At 72.9% G+C, this 19,989-nt stretch carries 20 protein-coding genes; 6 read left to right on the forward strand and 14 right to left on the reverse strand.

From position 1 onward, the window contains the following. Positions 1-32 precede the first annotated feature (32 nt). Both ACQPXG_RS20155 and ACQPXG_RS20160 read left to right on the forward strand, forming a co-directional pair. Positions 33-1,187, forward strand: a complete 1,155-nt coding sequence (locus tag ACQPXG_RS20155) for an RDD family protein (protein WP_433469232.1) — start codon at positions 33-35, stop codon at positions 1,185-1,187. Between the two features lie 124 nt (positions 1,188-1,311). Next, on the forward strand, positions 1,312-1,506 hold the full coding sequence (locus ACQPXG_RS20160; protein WP_433469233.1) for a hypothetical protein: 195 nt from the start codon (positions 1,312-1,314) through the stop codon (positions 1,504-1,506). 75 nt (positions 1,507-1,581) lie between these two features. Here ACQPXG_RS20160 and ACQPXG_RS20165 read toward each other — a convergent pair whose 3' ends face one another. From ACQPXG_RS20165 to ACQPXG_RS20190, 6 genes are all read right to left on the reverse strand, one after another. Beyond that, entirely contained in the window at positions 1,582-2,148 is a 567-nt protein-coding gene (locus ACQPXG_RS20165) for an AAA family ATPase (protein WP_433469234.1), read from the reverse strand. Then, the gene (locus tag ACQPXG_RS20170) at positions 2,145-3,209 is read right to left on the reverse strand and encodes an enolase C-terminal domain-like protein (protein ID WP_433469235.1); all 1,065 of its coding nucleotides are present in this window, start codon (positions 3,207-3,209) and stop codon (positions 2,145-2,147) included. The genes ACQPXG_RS20165 and ACQPXG_RS20170 overlap by 4 nt, the downstream gene beginning before the upstream one ends. 67 nt (positions 3,210-3,276) lie before the next feature. Further along, on the reverse strand, positions 3,277-3,714 hold the full coding sequence (locus ACQPXG_RS20175; protein ID WP_433469236.1) for a hypothetical protein: 438 nt from the start codon (positions 3,712-3,714) through the stop codon (positions 3,277-3,279). Between the two features lie 64 nt (positions 3,715-3,778). Continuing rightward, positions 3,779-5,248: an LCP family protein gene (locus tag ACQPXG_RS20180; protein ID WP_433469237.1), complete on the reverse strand. Its 1,470-nt coding sequence runs from the start codon at positions 5,246-5,248 to the stop codon at positions 3,779-3,781. Positions 5,249-5,288: 40 nt separating this feature from the next. Beyond that, positions 5,289-5,918 carry a hypothetical protein gene (locus ACQPXG_RS20185; protein WP_433469238.1) on the reverse strand — a complete coding sequence of 210 codons (630 nt, stop codon included), beginning with the start codon at positions 5,916-5,918 and terminating at the stop codon, positions 5,289-5,291. A gap of 138 nt (positions 5,919-6,056) precedes the next feature. Beyond that, a complete protein-coding gene (locus tag ACQPXG_RS20190; protein ID WP_433469239.1) occupies positions 6,057-7,493 on the reverse strand; it encodes a GuaB1 family IMP dehydrogenase-related protein in 1,437 nt (478 codons plus the stop codon). Positions 7,494-7,956: 463 nt separating this feature from the next. Here ACQPXG_RS20190 and ACQPXG_RS20195 point away from each other — a divergent pair, with 463 nt between their 5' ends. Then, the gene (locus ACQPXG_RS20195) at positions 7,957-8,139 is read left to right on the forward strand and encodes a hypothetical protein (RefSeq protein WP_433469240.1); all 183 of its coding nucleotides are present in this window, start codon (positions 7,957-7,959) and stop codon (positions 8,137-8,139) included. A 75-nt stretch (positions 8,140-8,214) separates the two neighbouring features. Next, positions 8,215-9,129: an Lrp/AsnC family transcriptional regulator gene (locus ACQPXG_RS20200; protein ID WP_433469241.1), complete on the forward strand. Its 915-nt coding sequence runs from the start codon at positions 8,215-8,217 to the stop codon at positions 9,127-9,129. A 57-nt stretch (positions 9,130-9,186) separates the two neighbouring features. Here the strand turns inward: ACQPXG_RS20200 and ACQPXG_RS20205 are convergent, their stop codons facing one another. The 8 genes from ACQPXG_RS20205 to ACQPXG_RS20240 form a co-directional block, all read right to left on the reverse strand. Further along, positions 9,187-10,782 (reverse strand): Na+/H+ antiporter, encoded by a 1,596-nt coding sequence (locus ACQPXG_RS20205; RefSeq protein WP_433469242.1) that lies wholly within the window; start codon positions 10,780-10,782, stop codon positions 9,187-9,189. A 136-nt stretch (positions 10,783-10,918) separates the two neighbouring features. After that, positions 10,919-11,797, reverse strand: coding sequence for a LysR family transcriptional regulator (locus ACQPXG_RS20210; RefSeq protein ID WP_433469243.1), 879 nt, complete (start codon positions 11,795-11,797; stop codon positions 10,919-10,921). An 82-nt stretch (positions 11,798-11,879) separates the two neighbouring features. After that, positions 11,880-13,448 (reverse strand): MFS transporter, encoded by a 1,569-nt coding sequence (locus tag ACQPXG_RS20215; RefSeq protein WP_433469244.1) that lies wholly within the window; start codon positions 13,446-13,448, stop codon positions 11,880-11,882. Beyond that, positions 13,448-13,711, reverse strand: a complete 264-nt coding sequence (locus ACQPXG_RS20220) for a ubiquitin carboxyl-terminal hydrolase 14 (RefSeq protein WP_433469245.1) — start codon at positions 13,709-13,711, stop codon at positions 13,448-13,450. Before ACQPXG_RS20220 ends, ACQPXG_RS20215 begins: the two co-directional genes overlap by 1 nt. Before the next feature lie 32 nt (positions 13,712-13,743). Further along, positions 13,744-14,778 (reverse strand): GDP-mannose 4,6-dehydratase, encoded by a 1,035-nt coding sequence (locus ACQPXG_RS20225; RefSeq protein WP_433470013.1) that lies wholly within the window; start codon positions 14,776-14,778, stop codon positions 13,744-13,746. A 180-nt stretch (positions 14,779-14,958) separates the two neighbouring features. Continuing rightward, the gene (locus ACQPXG_RS20230) at positions 14,959-15,516 is read right to left on the reverse strand and encodes a CGNR zinc finger domain-containing protein (protein WP_433469246.1); all 558 of its coding nucleotides are present in this window, start codon (positions 15,514-15,516) and stop codon (positions 14,959-14,961) included. Positions 15,517-15,673: 157 nt separating this feature from the next. Next, positions 15,674-16,246 carry a hypothetical protein gene (locus ACQPXG_RS20235; protein ID WP_433469247.1) on the reverse strand — a complete coding sequence of 191 codons (573 nt, stop codon included), beginning with the start codon at positions 16,244-16,246 and terminating at the stop codon, positions 15,674-15,676. Positions 16,247-16,528: 282 nt separating this feature from the next. Further along, positions 16,529-17,866 carry a pyridoxal phosphate-dependent aminotransferase gene (locus ACQPXG_RS20240; RefSeq protein ID WP_433469248.1) on the reverse strand — a complete coding sequence of 446 codons (1,338 nt, stop codon included), beginning with the start codon at positions 17,864-17,866 and terminating at the stop codon, positions 16,529-16,531. Positions 17,867-18,011: 145 nt separating this feature from the next. Between ACQPXG_RS20240 and ACQPXG_RS20245 the strand changes: the two genes are divergently transcribed. Then, complete coding sequence (locus ACQPXG_RS20245; protein ID WP_433469249.1) at positions 18,012-18,938, forward strand: LysR family transcriptional regulator; 927 nt, start codon at positions 18,012-18,014, stop codon at positions 18,936-18,938. A gap of 239 nt (positions 18,939-19,177) precedes the next feature. After that, positions 19,178-19,963 carry a VC0807 family protein gene (locus ACQPXG_RS20250; RefSeq protein WP_433469250.1) on the forward strand — a complete coding sequence of 262 codons (786 nt, stop codon included), beginning with the start codon at positions 19,178-19,180 and terminating at the stop codon, positions 19,961-19,963. Positions 19,964-19,989 lie beyond the last annotated feature (26 nt).

Here is a 19,989-nt window from a genome sequence, read left to right on the forward strand (position 1 = left end):
ATCAAGAGAAGATCGCGACCCGAGGGACTTCCGTGCACGGTCCGCCGCCCGTACCCCTGCCCGCCCCCGACCCCGGGCCGCCCCCCGCACCGCCCCCGACCGCGGCCCCGCGCGGCCGCCGCCTGGCGGCCTGGAGCATCGACACCGCCCTCCTCGCCGGCGCCGCGATCCTCCTCGGCATGATGACGTGGGGCCGGCTGAACGGCCTGCTCGGGGACGGCCTGTGGGGCGACGCGCTGTCGGCGACCGGCGGGCTCCTGCTGTCCGGCGGCGACGTCCAGAACGCCGCCGAGGACTTCGGCATGGGTCTGTGGCGGAAGGTCGTCGAGGCCGTCGAGCAGGCGCTGCTGCTGCTCATCCTGATCGAGTTCCTGCATCAGTTCGCCGGGCAGGCTCTCGCCGGCCGCACCATCGGCAAAGCCGTGCTGGATCTGCGTGTGGAGAACGCCAGGTCCGCCAAGTCCCGTGCGCTGCGCCGCTCCCTGGCGACCACGGCGGGCGGCACCGGCCTGTACTGCGCCGCCTGCATCCTCCTGCTGCACGGCCTGTTCTTCCTCTCCCTCGTGATGTGGCTGGCGGCCGTCGGGATCTTCCTGGCCAACAGCGCCCCGGCGCTCGTCGGCGCCCGCCGCCGCACCTTCGCCGACCTGGTGGCGGGCACCGCCCTGGTCCGGGCGGACGGCTACCGGCGCGCCGCCGAGGCCGCGAGACAGGGCGCCGTCATCGCCTGGGACGGCACGCAGGCGGCGGGCCAGGTCGCGGGCCAGGTCGTCCGCGACAACGCCGTCCGGCTCACCCAGGCCGAGGCCGCGCAGCGCGCCTTGCAGTCGGAGCGCGCCCGGCAGGTGCAGGATCTCGGCCGGCGCTCCGCCGCCAGGGTGCACGGGGCGATGCAGGGCGACCGGGCGCAGCAGGTCGGCGACATGGGCAAGCGCTTCGGCGGACGGCTCAAGAACGCCTACCGGGACCGCCGGGCGGCGCGCCAGGCGCCACCCCTGCCCCCGGCGCCCGAACGGTCCGCCCTCCCCCCGCCAGAGCCGTACTACGACCCGTACCCTTACGCGCAGCCAGGCCAGTACGCGCCCCCTGGCCAGTATTCGCCACCTGCCCAGCCGGGGCAGTACGGCCGGCCGCCCGGCCCATGGCAGGCTCCCGTCGACCCGGGAGAACCGCCCGCCGCCCCCTGACGCCGACACAAGACCAAGAGGACGACCTGCCGACTTTTCTTACTTATAGTGATGATCTAGTTACATAGCGTGGCCATTCGGGAAGGATCGCAGAGCAAGCACCGGGAACACGAAAGGAATGATCATGAGCAGGTCTCTCTCGGTTCTGGTCCTGACGGCCGCCACGACCCTGGCCGGGTTCACCGGCGTGGCCGCCACGGCGTCGGCGGCCACCACCTCGCCGGCGGTCCACGCCTCCGCCAAGGGCGGCCACGACCACTGCAAATGCGACTGCTGCGACAACCACAACGAGAACACCAATATCAACATCAACATCTGATCCGATGACGGGCGCCGCCCGCTGACGGGCGACCCGGGCACGCTGGCGGAGGTCCGCGGGACCTCCGCCAGACGCTCATCCGAGCAGGTCGTTCAGCTGGGCTTCGAGCGGTACCGGCGCGGTGAGGCGGTTGTCCACGGCCGTGTGGGGGACGGGAGGCGGCGTCTCAGGACGCATCCGGGCGGTGAACTCCCCGAAGGCCGCCAGCTTGGCGGTGTCGCGGGGCGAGGCCCGTTCCTCCAGGCGGCGACGGAGGGTCACGGCGTCCGTCCTGATCCAGACGAGGTGCACGGGAGGGCCGCCGAGGGCCGCGACCCACTCCGTCCAGCGGTCCTCGTCCCGGATGTGTCCGGTGAAGGGGCCGCTGAGCAGCACCGGGCAGCCGTGGGACCGGATCTCACGCGCCGCGGCGGTCATCCCCGCGTACTCGTGCGGCTTGACGTGCTCGTCGTACCAGGGGCCCTCACGCTCGCCCGGATCACGGGAGGACGCCGCGAGCGTCGCCGCCACGAACGGCCCGTACATCGTGTCCTTGTCCAGCAGCGCCGGGACGGGACGCAGCCGGGCCAGGAGCAGCTCCGCGACCGTCGTCTTGCCGGAGCCGGGCGGCCCCGCCACCACCCAGGCCGGGGCGGATGTCACGTGGACAGGCGCATGCGGCGGGTCGCCAGCCTCTCGATGCGCGCCTCGTCGATCTCGTGGCCGAGACCCGGCTGGGTGAGCGGGACGCCGACGACACCGCCGGACGAGCGGACCGGTGGCGTCACGAACACCGGGCCGCCCGCCGGGTCGGACACGTCGCTCGGCAGCGTGCACCCGGGCAGCGCGGCGAGCGCGACCGCGGCGGCCTGCCCGATGCCGAACGCGCCGCACCCGCTGCACCACACGTCCCACCCGGCGGCGTAGGCCAGGTCGTGGGCGCTGCGGGCCGCGGTCAGCCCGCCGAGCCGGTCGAGCCGCAGGTGGAGGGCCCGGCCCGCGTCGAGCATCAATGCCGCGTCGAGGGTCTCCAGGTCGCCGACCGCCGGCGCCACGGCGGTGCTCACCCGCAGCTGGAGCCGGGCGTGCGCGGCCAGGTCCCCGGCGGGGAACGGACGCTCGATCGCCGCCAGGCCGTAGGCGTCGAGGGCTTCCAGCGCGGCGAGGTGGGCGGGCGACTCGCCGTAGGCGTGGCCCGCGTCGGCGACGAGCGCCAGCGCCGGATACGCCTGCCGGATCGCGCGGACGGGCTCGACGTCCCAGCCGGGACGGACGTCCAGGGTGACGCGGGTGTGGCCCGCTCCAACGGCCTGGTTGACGCGGCCCGTGATCGTGTCCAGCGCCGGTTCGGGGGAGATCCGCGCACCCGTGACGATGGACGTGCGGGTCCCGCCGAGCGCGTGGGCGAGCGGCAGGCCGCGGGTCCGGCACCACAGGTCCCAGCAGGCGGTGTCGACGGCCGCCGCGGCCTCGCTGGCGCCGAGGTCGGCGGCGGCGGACACGTCCTCGGGACGTTCCCAGTCGAGCCCGATCAGGGCCGGCCCCATGCGTTCCTCGATGTCCGCCCAGGCCGCGCCCGAGTCGGCGGCACCCGCCGGGACGGCCATCTCGCCCCAGCCGACGGCGTCGCCGCCGCTGAGCCGGACGAGGACGCTCTCCGGCCGCCGTCCGCGCGGCATCGTCACGCGGTAGGCGTCGCAGCCGTGGATCCGAGGCACCCGCACCAGCCTTTCTCAGTCATCGTCTCCCTCAATGATCCCCCTTCCCCGGACCAGGAGGGACACCCGCCGTTCAGGACCGCCGCAGGAACGGGCGCAGCGGGCGCCGCTCGTAGCCGCCGTCCGCCAGGCCGGCGAGCCGCTCGAAGGGGTTGTAGGACGCCCAGTCCCCGCACAGCAGCATCGACGCGCCCGCGCCCGCGCCGTAGAGGGGGATCATGACGATGCCGAGGCACCACGCGTACTGGGTCGAATGCCGTCCCTCATGGCGCAGCAGCCGGGATCCGTCGGCCAGGCCGGACGCGTCACCGCGCACCAGGATCACGTTGCCGACCGTGAACGCGGACGCGATCGGGAACGGCAGCCGGTAGCCGCCGGCCACGAGCAGCCCCTCCGGGCCCCTGCGCACGCGGCCCGGGCCACGCGTCGCGGTCGAGGCGAGCAGCAGCCCGAGGCCCGTGGACAGGTTGACCGCGTTGGCGACCTGCCGGACCCGATGCACCGGTTTCACGCGCCCAGTGTCCTCCCGCCGCCTGCGGCTTGGAACCCCGTAGTAGCGGCGCTCGCGGCTCGTCCTACGGGCAGCTGTTCTCCAGCGACACCGGTTTGGTGTCGGGCTTGGGCGTCTCAGTGTCGCTCGGGGAGCCGTCCGGTGAATCGGTCGGCGAGGCGGTGGGCGTGTCGCTCGGCTTGGCGCTGACCTGCCGGGGGTCGCTGTTGACGGCGTCGGACGTCAGCGAGCGGATCTTGTCGAAGTCCGGGTTCCCGGAGTAGATCAGCGGCGGGACGAACTGCAGGCTGCGGATCTGCGCGCCGTTCTTGACCTTGTTCGACAGCTTCATCAGCGCGGGCAGGAGCTCCTGCGGGATGTCGGTCGAGAGCGTCCGCTTGGCCGCCGCGGCGAGCTTGTCGAAGCTCGTGAGGACGGTCTGCGGGTCGGCCTGCTCGGCGATCGCCCGCATCAGGCACTTCTGCCGGCCCATCCGGACGTAGTCGCTGCTGCCGGTGCGGGACCGTCCGTACCAGAGGGCCTCCTTGCCCTTCAGCGTCCGGTAGCCGGGCTGCAGCACGCCGCCCTGCAGCCCGTACGGGATCGGCTCGGTGATCTTGAGCTTGACGCCGCCCATGGCGTCGACGATGTCGGCGAAGCCGAACATGTCGACGAGGATGTAGTAGTCGACGCGCACGCCGAGGATGCCGGCGATGGTGGCCTTCAGCAGTTCGGGCCCGCGGTGGTTCTTGGCGACGCCGGGCACCACGTCGGGGTGGCTCTCGGCGTACTCGTAGACCTCGTTCAGCAGGCCCGGGTTCTGCGGCCCGTCGCCGGTGAAACCGTAGGGGAACCGGTCGTGCGCCGGGCCGGGCGGCATCTGGAAGTGCTCCAGGTTGCGCGGCAGGCTCAGCAGCACCGTGTCGCCGGTCTTGGTGTCGACGCTGGCCACGGTCATGCTGTCGGTGCGGACACCGGAGCGGTCGGCGGCGGCGTCGCCGCCGAGGAGCAGGATGTTGACGCGGGACTCACCGTTGAAGGGGTCGTCGGTGTCGACGTGCTTGCCGTTCTCGTTGCCGCTGCGGAAGATGCTGGTCAGCGCGTCCCGGTACACGTAGGTGCTGTGCGCCGACCACGCCACCGGCACCGCGACGGCGAAGCACATCACCGCGACGGAGGCGGCGCCCAGCGTCCGGGCGCCGGCGGCGAGCCGGGCCGGGCGCAGCACCAGGTAGGAGCGGATCACGACCAGGATCCACAGCACGCCGAGCGCGACGAGGCCGCCGGAGATCCGCTGCAGCGCGGCCGGCTGGACGGCCAGGTGCATCAGGTCGGAGCGGTAGAGCGTTCCGGCGGCCGCCAGGACGGCGCCGATCGCCAGATACAGCGCCAGCAGCAGCCCGCCGGCGATGCGGCGGCCGGTGACGAAATGGGCGATGCCCCAGACCAGGGCGGACGCGAGCGTCAGCGCCAGAGCACGGGGCAACCCCCCGGCCCCGCCGGAGTTGCCGTCCTCGTCCCTGTCCCGGGCACGCCGCCTCGCCGACCGACCCATGTACGCTCCGATTCCCACCCACGGTGAATTAAGCCCTGGCTCACATAATGGACGCGCGGAACCGGGCAAAGGTTGCGTAAGAGTCGACCCCATGCGAGCGGATGTGGCCTCTGGTGCAAGAGTTGTCCAGGATATTGAATTCGCCGCGGTTTGGGGAGCCCGATGCCGACTCCCGCAGGGCGCAGGGCGCGAGCGCGTGGGCCGCGGTCAGCGGCGGGACGATCACCAGTAGGCACAGAACGGACACCGTGGTGCCGCCCGCGAGCCGCCACAACGGCGGCAGCCCGTCCGGGACGAGCACGGCGTAGGAGTGGACTATCAGCGCCGCCCACAGCGCCGCGACCAGGACGCAGCCGGCCGTCAGCGCCACCGGCCAGGCGGGCCGCACCGAGGGATGCAGCAGCGAGCGGTCCTGCCCGGCGGCGAGGGCGGCGGCCGTCAGCACCAGCGCCTGGACGGCGAGCAGCGCCGCGCCGAGCCGGACGCGTCCGGCCCGCAGGTGCGCGATGCCCGGCAGCGCCGGCGACACCGCGGCGATGAGCAGCGCCTCGGCAAGCTCGCGCAGCGCCGAATCCCGCGCCCGGCGGTCCCGCTCGGCGCCGCGGGCCGGGGGCGGCGGATCCTCCGCGAGCGGCCTCGTCCCGGCTCCGGCCGGCCCGACGTCGAACATGCTGCGCCCCCCTCGGGGACGGAGACCCCCTTCTCCGCCCTGAGATAAGAGAGTGCAGGTCAGCGCGTCCACAGCGGGGTGATGGAGGCGGCGTGTCGCGAATCGCGGTGCCGCCGGGCCGCCGGGGCGGCACGGGTTTTACCAGCTGGTGGACAGCGGCTTTCCCTCGGCGTAACCGGACGGGCTCTGGATCCCGATCGTGGCCCGCTCGTGGAACTCCTCCAGGGTGCGGGCGCCCGCGTAGGTGCACGAGCTGCGCAGCCCCGCCACGATCGAGTCGATCAGGTCCTCGACGCCGGGACGCTGCGGGTCCAGGAACATCCGGGACGTGGAGATGCCCTCCTCGAACAGGGCCTTGCGGGCCCGGTCGAACGGGGAGTCCTCGGCGGCGCGCAGCCGCACGGCCCGCGCCGAGGCCATCCCGAAGCTCTCCTTGTACAGCCGCCCGTCGGCGGCGCGCTGCAGGTCGCCCGGCGATTCGTAGGTGCCGGCGAACCAGGAGCCGACCATCACGTTCGCGGCGCCCGCCGCGAGGGCGAGGGCCACGTCGCGCGGGTGCCGGACGCCGCCGTCCGCCCACACGTGCCGGCCGAGGCGGCGCGCCTCGGCGGCGCACTCCAGGACGGCGGAGAACTGCGGGCGGCCGACCCCCGTCATCATGCGGGTCGTGCACATCGCGCCGGGGCCGACCCCGACCTTGACGATGTCGGCGCCGGCCTCGATCAGCTCGCGGGTGCCCTCGGCCGTCACCACGTTCCCGGCGACGACCGGGACGCCCGGGTCCAGTCCGCGGACGGCGGCGAGCGCGCTGATCATCTTGTCCTGGTGGCCGTGCGCGGTGTCGACGACGATCAGGTCGGCGCCCGCCTCCAGCAGCGCCTTGGCCTTGCCCGCGACGTCGCCGTTCACCCCGACCGCGGCCGCGATGCGCAGCCGGTCCGCGGCGTCCACGGCGGGCTTGTACAGGGTCGCGCGCAGCGCGCCGGTGCGGGTGAGGACGCCGGCGAGGCGGCCCTCGGCGTCCACGACGGGGGCGAGCCGGTGGCCGCGCTCGTGCAGCCGGTCGAACGCCTCGTGCGGATCGACGCCGGCCGGCAGCGTGACCAGGTCGCGGGACATGATGTCGCGGAGCTGGGCGAACCGGTCGACGCCCTGGCAGTCGGCCTCGGTGACCACGCCGACCGGACGGTCGTCCTCGACGACGATCACCGCGTTGTGCGCGCGCTTCGGCAGCAGCGCGAGCGCGTCCCCGGCCGTGCTGGACGGGCCCAGCCGGATCGGGGTGTCCACCACCAGGTCGCGTCCCTTGACCCAGCCGATGACCTCGGCGACGACGTCGACCGGGATGTCCTGCGGGAGCACCGCGACCCCGCCGCGGCGGGCGACGGTCTCGGCCATCCGGCGGCCGGACACCGCCGTCATGTTGGCCACCACGACCGGAACGGTGGTTCCGCTGCCGTCGCTTGTGGCCAGGTCGACCTCCAGGCGCGACCCGACCGAGGAGCGGCGGGGGAGCATGAAGACGTCGTTGTAGGTGAGGTCGTGAGCGGAACGCTCACCGTTGAGCAGGCGCACGGCTGTACTACACACCAATCGCGGATCTGAGTGGCTGGGCCACCGTACATTGTCCGACATACCCGGCGATGCTCCGGCCAAGCCGCGGCGGCCGCCGCCCCCGCGCACTCACGAAAGCCGTTCGAGGAGCCGTGACCAGCGGTGATGACAGTGTGTCCCGGCGGGTCGGCGATGTGATCCACGACGCTCTGTACGCCTTCTTCCAGGCATAACCGAAGGGAATCCCCAGACCTGGTGGAAAACGGTGCAACGTGGGGCTTGGCTCTCTGTAAAGTTACCTCTTGACGTAACTGCGCCCTGGATGCACTTTTCTTACATGTGCCTCACGCGGACGGCGGGTCCGCCGTAGGGGGCGGGACAGCAGAACACCGGGAGAGGCGCATGCAGGTCACGCATCCGGGCCCGGTCGGCCGTGCCCGTTCGCGCCGCGGGGCGTCCCGGCCGCGCCGCGGTCGCCGGAGTGGTGATCGCCACCGTGCGCGCCCGCCGCCCCGGCGGCGCGCAGCGCCGGGTGCGCGGCGCGAGCCCGGCAGCGTTGCGCTTTCGCGCCGGTTTACGCGGCATCGGAAACGTCGCCGTCCGGAACCGGCCGCCGACGCTTCGACGGCCGCCGGGCATGGCGAACACGAGCAAGATCAATATTTGACGTCATACCGTCTTGAAATGGAATGATCTTGCAGACGCTGGCAAAACGATTCATTACATGTCGAGGAGGAGAGCCGTGCTGGATGCGGTCGACGCCGTGCTCGTCCGCGAGCTCCAGCGGGATGGCAGGGCGACGTTCCAGGCGCTCGCCGACCGTGTCGGGCTTTCCCGCACGGCGGTGCGGGCACGGGTGCAGCACCTTCTCGAAACGCGGGTCGTCCGCGTCGTCGGCATCGTGCACGCCGCCGTCGTCGGCGCGGAGGCGATCGGGCACGTGTCGGTCACCGTGGACGGCTCGGCCAGGGAGGTGGCCGCGGCCATCGCCGAGCGCCCCGCCGTCAGCTTCGCCGCGCTGACCGCCGGCCCGCACGACCTGGTCGCGCAGGTGCGCACCCGCGACGACGCCGCGCTCGCGGCCGAGGTGGACCACGTCCGGTCCGTCCCCGGGGTCCGTGCGGCGGAGGTCTTCCGGTCGGTGTCCACCGTGCGCGACACGCACGCTGTGGTGCGCGAGCTCGGCGAGGTCACCCTCGACGACATCGACTGGCGGCTGCTGCACGAACTGCAGCACGACGGGCGCGCCCCCTACACCAGGCTCGCGCACATCATCGGCCTCTCGCAGGCCGCGACCCGCGCCCGGGTGGTCAGGCTCATGCGCACCGGCGTCATCCAGGTCACCGGCCTGGCCGACCCGCTGGCCCTCGGCGCCGCCGAGCTCGGCGGGTTCGGGCTGCTGGTGACCGGCGGGCTGCGGAAGGTCGCCGAGGCCGTCGCGGCCCAGGACGGCGTCCGGTACCTGGCGACCGGGTTCGGCCGCTACGACATCGTCGGGCAGGCCGAGGCGGCCTCCCGCGCCGAGCTGGTGGCCGTGCTCGACGCCATCCGGTCGGTGCCCGGGGCAACGGTGCGGGAGTCCTGGCACCACCTGGACGTGGTGAAGGAGTCCTACACCGTCGAGCTCCCCGAGCAGCCCCTCAACGGGTCGTCCTGACCGAGCCGTCGCCCCGGCCACGGCATGCTCCGTGGCCGGGGCACCGCCCCCTCCCGATCAGTCGCGGGTGAGGGCGACCTCCTCCAGGTCGAGCTCGTACATGACCCGGGTCAGGACCTCGTCGTCGATGCGGCGCTCGTCCCGCATCCGCACGAACACCTGGCGCTCGGCCAGCAGCATCTCCCGCCGCAGCCGCCGGTACGTCGCGGTCGGCACCTCCTCGCCCTCCGGGCCGGTCCCGCCGCCGAGCCGCTCCCAGGCCCGCAGCTGCCGGTGCTCGGCGAGCTGCCGGAGCCGCTCCACCACCGACTCGTCCAGCCGCTCCTCGGCGTACAGCTCCTCCAGGCGGTCGAGGGCCGCCTGCGCGGCGGCGTGCTGGGCGCCGGCCTCGGCCACGGTGTCGGTGTAGCGCTCGCGGCCGCCGCCGATGCCGAGCGCACGGATCAGCGCCGGGAACGTCAGCCCCTGCACCAGCAGCGTCGCGAGGACGGTCGTGAAGGTCAGGAACAGGATCAGGTCCCGTCCCGGGAACGGCTTGTCGCCCGTGGTGACGAACGGGACCGCGAACGCGGCGGCGAGCGACACCACCCCCCGCATCCCCGCCCACGACACGACGACCATGCCGCGCCAGCCGACGTTCCCGAGCGACCGCTCCCGCCGGGACAGCAGCCGCGGGAGCTGCGAGGCGGGGAACACCCACACGAACCGCGCGGCGACCGTGACGGCGAAGACGGCGACCGCCCACCAGGTCAGCTGCTGCCAGCTGCGTCCCGACAGCTCGTTGACGACCGGCGGCAGCTGGAGGCCGATCAGCAGGAAGACCACCGACTCCAGCACGAACACCATGACCTTCCAGAACGAGTGGCCGATCAGCCGGGTCACCGCCCCGGACTCGGTGTCCCGGTTGCCGAGGTACAGGCCGCTGACCACCACCGCGATGACCCCCGAGGCGTGCACGCTCTCCGCGATCAGGTAGGCGGCGAACGGCGCGACGAGCGCGACGCCGTTCTCCACCAGCGGGTCGTTCAGCCTGGTCCGCAGCCAGTGCAGCGGCGGCCCGAGCAGCAGCCCGACGGCGGCCCCGACGGCGGCGGCGAACAGGAACCGCCACACGCCCTCCATGAGCGTGAACCCCGCCCCCGTCGCCGCTATCAGCGCGACCCGGAACGCGGTCAGCGCCGTCGCGTCGTTGAACAGGCTCTCCCCGACCAGGACCGTCACCGTCCGGCGCGGCAGGCCGAGGCGCTGCGCGACGCTCACCGCCGCGACCGCGTCGGGCGGCGCCACGATCGCGCCGAGCACGCAGGCCGCCGACAGCGGCAGCCCGGGGACGAGCAGGTACGCCGCGTATCCCACGGCGAACGTGGTGAACAGCACCAGCCCGATCGACAGCAGCCCGATCGACCAGACGTTCTGGCGCAGGTTGGTGAACGAGCTCTTCCAGGCCGCGGAGAACAGCAGCGGCGGCAGGAACACGAAGAGCACGAACTCGGGGTCGAGCTCGAACTCCGGGACGCCCGGAACGAACGAGAAGGCCAGCCCCGCGATCACGAGGACCAGCGGGGCCGACAGCCCGATGCGCCGCGCCGCCGCGGCCACCATCAGCGCGCCGACCGGAACGGCCAGCAGCCAGAGTGCGTGCGTCGTCTCCACCTGCCAGATGATGGCATGACCGCGGAAACCCGACGCCGCCGCGGGCACGATCGGCGGGGGTCGTCAGCACCCATCTGGGGGCGCCCCCCCGGCAAAGGCCGCTGACCCGCTCCTTCGCCGGCGCTCAGTCGTCGGGTCAGCGGGGGTGGGTCTCGCGGGGCGTCTCTTTGGCGAAGGTGAGGAAGTCCCGTGCGGCGGGAGGCAGCCGGCGGTGCGCGTGGACGAGCCCGATCATGCGGGTGAGCGGCGGCATGAACGAGCGGATCGTCACGCCCTCCGTGTCGTCGATCTGGTTGCGGTACCACAGCAGGGAGCCCATGCCGGCGCGGACCCAGCCGAGCCACGCGCCGCGCTCGTCGGACTCCACCGCGGCGACCGGCGTCGCGCCGATCCGCCGCAGCATCGTGTCGATCTCGGCGCGGCGCGCGCTGCCCCGGGCCGGCAGGACGAGCCGCATCCCGTCCAGCGCCGCGGGCTGCACCGGCTCGCGGACCTTCAGCGTCGGCGGCGAGATCAGCACCACCTCCCGCTGCTCGAACGGGTGCGCGGTCATGTCGCCAGGGACGGGCAGGTCGGTCAGCGCGAGGTCGGCGCGGCCCGTGCGCAGCGCGCCCGCGACCTGGTCGCGGTCGGCACAGCGCACGACCCGGACCCGGACGGCGGGCTGGTCGCGGGCGAAGCGGGGGATCAGCCGCCCGGTCAGCTCCGGTTCCAGGGACGCGGTGACGGCGATGCGCAGCTCCGCGCCGCGGCCGTTGGCCCGGGTGACCGAGAGGCCCTCGATCGCGTCGACGGCGTCCAGCGCGATCCGGGCCTGCCGGACGACCTGCTCCCCGACGGGGGTGAGGACGACACCCCGGCCCGACCGGGCGAACAGCTCCACGCCGAGTTCGCGCTCCAGCTCGCGGACGGCCCGCGACAGCGCGGGCTGAGCCACGTAGAGAGCCTGGGCCGCCGACGTCATCGTGCCGTGGTCGGCGGTCGCCACGACATAGCGCAGCTGCCGCAGATTCATGCACCGACCGTATGCCAACGAACCGCTGCGGTCCTGGACATAGCCGGATCCGGACCCGGCAATCGGCCCGCCCGGCCGATGATCAGGCCTTGGTCCCGGGCGCCGCGCCACCGGCGGGCTCGGCGGACGGGACGGTCTCCCGCTCGGGCTGCAGTTGCGGTGCGCCGACACCGCAGTGCCTCCTGCATTCCGGCTCGACCGCCTCGCCGGCCGGCGTCCGCAGCGCGTCGCCGGAGACGGTGACGAAGCTCAGCACGGCCCCGGCCACCAGGAGGACCGCGCACGTCACCATCGCGAGCCGGAACCCGTGCGAGAAGGCGTCCGGATCGTCGAAGGCGTCGCCCGTGAGCCCGGTCAGCGGCGGGATCGCCGCCACCGCGAGCAGCCCCGCGGCCCGCGCGACCGCGTTGTTGACGCCGCTGGCGACGCCCGCGTGGCGCTCGTCGGCGGTGGCGAGGACGGTCGCGGTGAGCGGTGCGACCACGGCCGCCAGCCCCAGCCCGAACACCACCACGGCCGGCAGCACGTCCCGGACGTAGGAGGAGCCTTCGTCGATCCGGCCGACGAGCAGCATCCCGGCGGCCGCGACCAGCAGGCCCACGGTCATCGGCAGCCGCGGTCCGATCTTCTGCGCGAGCGCGCCCGCCCGCGCCGACAGCAGCAGCATCAGCACGGTGACCGGGAGCAGCGCCGTCCCCGCCGCGATCGGCGAGAATCCGCTGACGACCTGCAGGTTCAGGACGAACAGGAAGAACAGCACGCCCATCGCGCCGTACATGATGAAGGTGACGACGTTGACGGCGGAGAACTGCCGGGAGGCGAACACGTCCAGCGGCAGCATCGGCTGCGGAGTCTCCCGTCCGGGCCGCTTGCCCGGCAGGTGCCGGCTTCTGCCGCGTGCCCGCTCGACGACCACGAACGCGACGGCCGCGGCGACGCCCCCGGCGGCCGTGGCGACGATGATCGGCGGGGCGCCGCCGCCCGGCGCCTCGGTGAGCGCGTACGTCGTCCCCGCCAGCGCCAGCGCCGCCAGCGCCGCGCCGAGCACGTCGAAGCGCCCGTGGGCCTGCGGGTCGACGCTCTCCGGGACATGCCGGACCGCCACCAGCACGACCACCGCGGCGAGCGGCACGTTCAGCAGGAACACCCACCGCCACCCGGCCGCCTCCACCAGCCAGCCGCCCGCGAACGGGCCGATCGCGCCCGCGACGCCGCCGAGGCCCGACCAGGCGCCGACCGCGCGGGGCCGGTCGTCGGGCGCGAAGGACGCCTGGATGATCGCCAGTGATCCCGGGGTGAGCAGCGCCCCGCCAACGCCCTGCAGCGCCCGCGACACGATCAGCATCTCGGTGTTCGGCGCGGCGCCGCACAGCACCGACGCGACCGCGAACCACACCACGCCGACGAGGAAGATCCGGCGCCGCCCGAACCGGTCCCCGAGCGAGCCGCCGAGCAGGATGAATCCGGCGAGGGTCAGCGTGTAGGCGTTCACCGTCCACTGGAGGTCGGCCATGTCGGCGTTCAGGTCGCGGGCCAGCTTCGGGAGCGCCACGTTCACGACCGTGGCGTCGAGCATCGCCACGCTCGACCCGAGCACCGTCGCCAGCAGGATCCAGCGTCCGGGGCCGCTGCGCAGGCGGACGTCGGGCATCAGACGATCAGTTCATCGACGAAACACCAGCGCCAGTCCTCGCCCGGCTCGAACGACCGGACGATCGGGTGCCCCTCCTTCTGGAAATGCGCGCTCGCGTGCCGCATCGGGGAGGAGTCGCAGCAGCCCACGTGCCCGCAGCCGAGACAAAGGCGCAGATGAACCCACCGGGTGCCCTCTTCCAGGCACTCCTGGCACCCCTGCGGGGTGTTCGGGGAAGGGTCCTCCACGGGGACGGTCTGCACGTGCTCACAAGTGGCCATGCTTGCATCGTGCCACGGCGCCGGTGGGAGGATCACCAGTGGTCGGGGCTGAAGGGCTCGTCCTCGGGACGCGCGGACTCCGACAGCAGCCGCAGGTCCGACTCGACCATCATCGTGACCAGGTCCTCGAACGTCACCTCGGGCTCCCAGCCGAGCTGCTCGCGGGCCTTCTTCGGGTCCGCGCACAGCAGGTCGACCTCGGCCGGGCGCGTGTACTTCTCGTCCAGGACGACGTGGTCCTGCCAGTTCAGGCCGGCGGTACGGAACGCGAACTCCACCAGCTCCCGCACCGACTGGGTCTGGCCCGTTCCGATGACGTAGTCCTCGGGGGCGTCCTGCGCCAGCATCATCCGCATCGCGCGGGCGTAGTCGCCCGCGAAGCCCCAGTCGCGCCGGGCGTCGAGGTTGCCGAGCCGCAGCTCGGTGGCCAGGCCCAGCTTGATCCGCGCGGCCCCCAGCGACACCTTCCTCGTCACGAACTCGGCGCCCCTGCGCGGCGACTCGTGGTTGAACAGGATCCCGCTCACCGCGAACATCCCGTAGGACTCGCGGTAGTTCTGCGTGATGTAGTGCCCGTAGCTCTTCGCCACCCCGTACGGGCTGCGCGGGTGGAACGGCGTCTTCTCGTTCTGCGGCGTCTCCCGGACCATCCCGAACATCTCCGAGGACGACGCCTGGTAGAACCGGATCTGCTCGCGGCCCGGCGTCCGGGACGGGCTGATGCCCGACACCACCCGGATCGCCTCCAGCACCCGCAGCACGCCCATCCCGGTGACCTCGGCGGTCAGCTCGGCCTGCTGCCACGACATCGGCACGTAGGAGATCGCGCCCAGGTTGTAGACCTCGTCGGGCTGGACCCGCTCCACCGCCGAGATCAGGCTGCCCTGGTCCAGCAGGTCCCCGGTGGTGATCTGCACGTCGCCGATGTGCTTGCGCAACCGCGACACATGGGGGTTCGCCTGCCCCCGCACCAGGCCCCAGACCTCGTACCCCAGCGCAAGCAGATGCTCGGCCAGATACGAGCCGTCCTGTCCGGTGATGCCGGTGATGAGTGCTCGCCTGGACAGCGGATCCTCCATGGCTGAAATAGGTCCGACGGGGCCCACCACGGGCCTAACCCGCAACGAGCGTGAAATATGAGATTACCGACCAGGCCACGGCGATGACGAGAGAGGGCGCCCTTTGAACCGAATTCCCTTCTGGTTCGCTCGCCGGGGCCGAGCGGCGCGCTTCGCGGCGGCCCGGGATCAGTGGGCGGCTTCGCGCTGGCGGGCGCGGTAGGCGGCGACGTGCATGCGGTTGCCGCATGTCCGGCTGTCGCAGTAGCGGCGGCATCGGTTGCGCGACAGGTCCACCAGCACGCGGGAGCAGTCCGGCGCCTCGCAGGTGCGCAGCCGGTCCAGCTCGCCGGCGGCCACCACGTACGCCAGCGCCATGCCGCAGTCGGCGGCCAGGTGCTCGCCGAGAGGCGCGCCGGGCGCGAAGAAGTGCACGTGCCAGTCGTAGTCGTCGTGATCGGTCAGATGCGGCGTGGTGCGGACCTCACCGACGATCTCGTTGATCCGCCGGACGGCGGACGGGACGTCCCCGGAGCGGAACACCGCGTGGAACCGGTCGCGCAGGTCCAGTACCCGGGCGAGGTCGGCCGCCGAGAGCTCGCCCACGTCGCTGAAGGCGTTGCGGTCCACGAACGCGCGCAGGCCGGGCAGGCCGCCGAGCTCCTCCGCGCCGGACGCCGCCGCGCCCGTGTTGATCAGGTCGACGACGACGGTGAGCGCGTGCTCGGTGTCATGGGTGAAGATCACAGGGACTCCAGTCTCGGGGGACCGGGGCGGTCGGGTGTCCGGCGGCGGTGCCGGGGCCGGAACGCGGCCCGTCGCCCCCACCATATGACGCCGATCGCGCACGTCCATGCCCACCCCGCCAGGACACGCTGGCACGCCGGAGGCCTGATCCGGCCGGTCAGCGCTCGTAGTGCGGGTCGGCGACCACCGGGTAGTACGCGTCGGTGTGCTGGACGCGCATCGTGACCGCCGAGCCCTCCAGCGCGTAGTCCGCCTTCACCTGCCGGAACATCGCGTCGCTCGCCCACGGGTTGTACAGCCGCCCGACGGTGGCGCCGTACCGCAGGTGGACGACGTCGTAGCCGCCGGACGGCATCGACTCCAGTGTCAGGCCGTCGGCGAGGGAGACGGAGAACCGGAACTCCGTGGGGGCGTCGGGACCGTGGATCACCGTGAGCAGCCGCACCCCGCCGGCCGTGGTCTGGGCGACGATGTCGGTGTCGACGTCCACGCCGACGAACACCCGGAGGCTGGGACGCAGGACCTGCGCGACCGTGTCGGCGGCCGCGACGTCGATGCCGAGGTGGATCCGCTGGCCGTCCCTGGTCGGCACCCACACCCCGTCACGGGCCCGCTGCCCCCATGCGACGTCGGGGTTCTCCATCTCCTGGGGCTCGTTCTTGCCTCGCGCGACCAGAATCCTGGAGGCGGCGTTCATCGCCGCGGCAGCCCCGTCCCGTGCATGCCTCATGGCGGGCCCCCTCGCCTTCTTCCATCACCTGCGTGACTCGCGCTCATCCTGGGTTTACCACGGGCAGGGCGGACAGGACGTCCCTTGGCCTGCCGCGGGTCGTTCGGTGACGTTCGCCCCGTGCGTCGTTGGACCTTACACCACGCTTATACGCGCCGGTCGGGCCGGACGGCGATCCCTGAAGCGGCCGGTCCGGGCGCCTGTGACGGTGTGCGTCCGGCGCTTCACACAGCGGACCGCGGGCCGTCCGGCGACCGGACGGCCCGCGGTTCCGCGGTCGCCTTAAGCGATCGCGGGCTCACCCATCGTGACGGTGGCGGAAAGGTCGCCGAGCACCTCGCCGAGCCGGTCCAGAGCGTCGGCGATCCACGGCAGCGATGCCGGTGCCGGAGCCGCCAGGGCCGCCAGGCGATGCTCGTCGGTCTCCCCATAGAGAAGGCTCGGCGCCACCCGCATGCGAAGGGCCGCCGGGGCGTCCCCGAAGGAGCTGCCCGGCAGCACGCCGACTCCGTAACGTTCCAAAAGCAGGTGCGTGAGGTCGGCGGCCGTGCGGACGCCGTGGGCGACCTCCAGCACGTCCCGCATCGGGCCGAAGTCCGGGTAGACGTAGAAGGCCGCTTCCGGCCGCGTGACCCGCGCGCCCGCGGCGGCGAACCGGTCGGCGACCGCGCCGGTGACCGCGGCGTGCAGCCTTCTGCTGCGGTCGATGTGCTCGACGAGCTCGGGCGGCTCGGCGAACGCGTACGCGGCGGCGTGCTGCATCGGGGCCGGGGCACTGGACCAGATCTCGCTCGCCACCCCGAGCACGCTGTCGCGCAGCGCACGGCCGAACGGCCCGTCCGGCAGCCGCGCCACGCCGAGCCGCCAGCCCCCGGCCGCCAGGCTCTTGCTCAGCGCGGTGGTCACGACGGTCCTCTCGGGCGCGTACCGCGCGGGGGCCGGCACCGTTCTCCCGGGCGTGTGCACCAGGTCCCGGTAGATCTCGTCCGAGATGACGACCAGGTCCTGCTCGCGCGCCACCGCGCACAGCCGCCGGACGGTGTCCTCGGACGCGATCGTCCCCGTCGGGTTGTCGGGCAGCGTCACCACCACGGCGCGGACGTCGCGGCCCCGGGCGCGGGCCCGCACGACGACGTCGGCCAGCAGCGCCGGGCTTGGAACGCCGCCCTCGCCCGGTGGGGTGGCGACCCGGATCGGCTCCACGCCCGCCAGCGACGCCTGCGCCGCGTAGCTCACCCAGCTCGGGGCCGCGACGACGACGTCACCCCCCAGCGCGGTCAGCAACGCGAACAGCAGCGGCTTGCTGCCGGGACCGGCGACCACCATGGACGGATCGGTCTCCAGCCCCCGCCGCGCCCAGTACCCGGCCGCCGCGGCGCGCAGCGCGGCGGACCCGGCCACCGGCCCGTAACCGCCCCGCCCCGCGGCCGCGGAGAGCTCCCGGGTGAGCGCCGGATGTATGGGTATCCCGGCCTCCCCGAAACCAAGGGGAAGGACGCGCTCCCCCCGCCTGCGCTTGCGGGCTATGGCCTCGTTGACCGCGAGCGTCGCCGACAGGGGGACCGGGCGCGGTTCGAACGACAGCGGCCGGACGGATGCGGGCACATTCTGGGCAGGCATGAATACTCCAAAAGGGCATGGCGAGATAGACGGTGGGTGACCGTGGAATCCCCGTGTGTGCGACCCGGCCGGGTTCGCCTAATGCTTGCCCGCTTTCAGCATCATCACAAGCGAGTCTCATCGATGGTGACCGTAAGCTGGGCTGATGCTAGAGCTGCGCCGCCTCCGGCTGCTCGCCGAATTCGCCCGCCGCGGAAGCATCGCGGCGACCGCCGCCGCCCTCGGTTACACACCGTCCGCGGTCTCCCAGCAACTGGCCGCGCTCGAACGGGAGGCGCGCATCCCGCTGCTGGACCGGACCGCCCGCAGCGCCGAGCTGACCGACGCCGGGCGCCGCCTCGCCGAACGCGCCGAGGAGATCCTCGGACTCGTGGAGACGGCCGAGGCCGAGTTGTCCGCCCAGGCCGACACCCCCATGGGGCGGGTGGTGGTCACCGCGTTCCCGACCGCGGCCGTCGCCTTCGCGCCCGCGCTGGCGAAGAGCCTCGGCGACCACCCCGGGCTCACCTTCGTCCTGCGGCAGTCCGTGCCGGGGGCCGGCATCCGCCAGGTGCAGAACGGCGAGGTCGACATCGCGCTCATCGACGACTGGACGGGCAAGGTCCCCGACCAGTCGCCCGCGGCACTGGAGTTCTTCCATCTGCGCCGCGATCCGCTCGTCCTGGTCGTCCCGGACACCCATTCCATGTCGCATCCGGACCGGCCCGTCGACCTGCAGCAGCTCCGGGAGGAGCCGTGGATGGCGGCGCCGCCCGGGGAGCCGTCCCGGCAGGCCGTCGAGCGGCTCCTGGACACCGTCGGAGGGGCCCGGCCCGTCCCCTGGGAGTTCGAGGGGCTGCACACGATCCTGAGCCTGGTGGCGCGGGGCATCGGCATCACCGCGGTCCCCGCGCTGGCGCTCGCCGCCGGCGACCAGGGCGTGGCCGTGCGGCGCATCCCCGAGTGCACGCTGGCCCGGGAGGTCTACGCCGTCACCCGGACCGCGAGCGTGCGCCGGCCGTCGGTGGCGGTGACGCTGCGCGCCATCTACGCCGCCGCCCGCGACGTCCAGCCCACGACTCCCGAAGCCTGACGCATGTCCCGTCCGGGCTCGGGTATCCGGGTGAAACGCCCAGGTCAGGGCCGAGCCGGGAAGCTCCTGAAGTCCGGCGGAGGAGGGCCGGGACCGAAAGGTTCGACTCTGGCCGGATCCGGCCTTGATCCGCACCTTGCCGCCCCCGCGGCCGAACTAAGGAGGGAACAACCCGCGCGTCACGGATCGTTCGAAAACGGACGGCAACGTGCGGATCATCACGTACGGTGGTGCAAATCTTGAGCAGATCCGAGTCCATGCAGACCGATTGGGGAGCGCAGCGCTCGATGGAACGACCGGCGAGCACGACCGCGGAACCGCCCGGACTGGTCCGGGCGCCCAGGCCACAGGACGGCAAGGGACACGCGGGAGGCCACCACGTCTTCGAACTGCCGCGGGTGACGGCGCTGCTCATGCACGCCCTGCCGCGTTTCGTGGAGGGGGTCATCGCCCCCGTCGCGGTCTTCTACGGCGCCCTCATGATCCTCGGCCTGAACGGCGCGCTCATCGCCGCCGTCGCCTGGGTGTACGGCGGGATCATCTACCGGTACATGCGCGGGCACCCGGTGTCGGGGATGCTGATGTTGGCCGCGGTCGGTGTGACCGTACGGGCCGGGCTCGCCGCCGCGACGCACAGCGCGGTCATCTACTTCCTGCAGCCGACCCTCGGCACGCTCGCCGTCAGCATGGCCTTCCTCGCCTCGGTGCCGCTCGGACGGCCGCTGGCGATGAAGCTCGCCAAGGACATGGCGCCGATTCCGGAGGCGTTCTACAAGCACGCCAGGGTCCACCAGTTCTTCCTGCGCATCTCGCTGCTGTGGTCGGCGGTGCTGCTCGCGAACGTGGGCATCAGCCTCTGGATGCTGTTCAACGAGTCGATCAGCATGTACCTGTGGATCCGCACCGGCATCGTGGCGGGCCTGGGCGGGATCGGCATCGCCCTGTCGGTCTGGGGTTTCAAGCGCGTCGTGCGCCACGTGAACCGCGAGCCCGCCCCGCAGTCCTCCACCGGCTCCGCCGCCTGACCGGCCCTCCGTCGGCCGCCTGAGAG

It is taken from the genome of Spirillospora sp. CA-128828, assembly GCF_050945415.1.
Taxonomy (GTDB): Bacteria; Actinomycetota; Actinomycetes; order Streptosporangiales; family Streptosporangiaceae; genus Spirillospora.

Excerpts from the sequence above, each read along its gene's own strand:
- ACQPXG_RS20160 (WP_433469233.1), top strand. The coding sequence starts at position 1,312 with ATGAGCAGGTCTCTCTCGGTTCTGGTCCTGACGGCCGCCACGACCCTG.
- ACQPXG_RS20180 (WP_433469237.1), bottom strand. The coding sequence starts at position 5,248 with ATGGGTCGGTCGGCGAGGCGGCGTGCCCGGGACAGGGACGAGGACGGC.
- ACQPXG_RS20185 (WP_433469238.1), bottom strand. The coding sequence starts at position 5,918 with ATGTTCGACGTCGGGCCGGCCGGAGCCGGGACGAGGCCGCTCGCGGAG.
- ACQPXG_RS20210 (WP_433469243.1), bottom strand. The coding sequence starts at position 11,797 with ATGAATCTGCGGCAGCTGCGCTATGTCGTGGCGACCGCCGACCACGGC.
- ACQPXG_RS20215 (WP_433469244.1), bottom strand. The coding sequence starts at position 13,448 with ATGCCCGACGTCCGCCTGCGCAGCGGCCCCGGACGCTGGATCCTGCTG.
- ACQPXG_RS20220 (WP_433469245.1), bottom strand. The coding sequence starts at position 13,711 with ATGGCCACTTGTGAGCACGTGCAGACCGTCCCCGTGGAGGACCCTTCC.
- ACQPXG_RS20235 (WP_433469247.1), bottom strand. The coding sequence starts at position 16,246 with ATGAGGCATGCACGGGACGGGGCTGCCGCGGCGATGAACGCCGCCTCC.
- ACQPXG_RS20240 (WP_433469248.1), bottom strand. The coding sequence starts at position 17,866 with ATGCCTGCCCAGAATGTGCCCGCATCCGTCCGGCCGCTGTCGTTCGAA.
- ACQPXG_RS20245 (WP_433469249.1), top strand. The coding sequence starts at position 18,012 with ATGCTAGAGCTGCGCCGCCTCCGGCTGCTCGCCGAATTCGCCCGCCGC.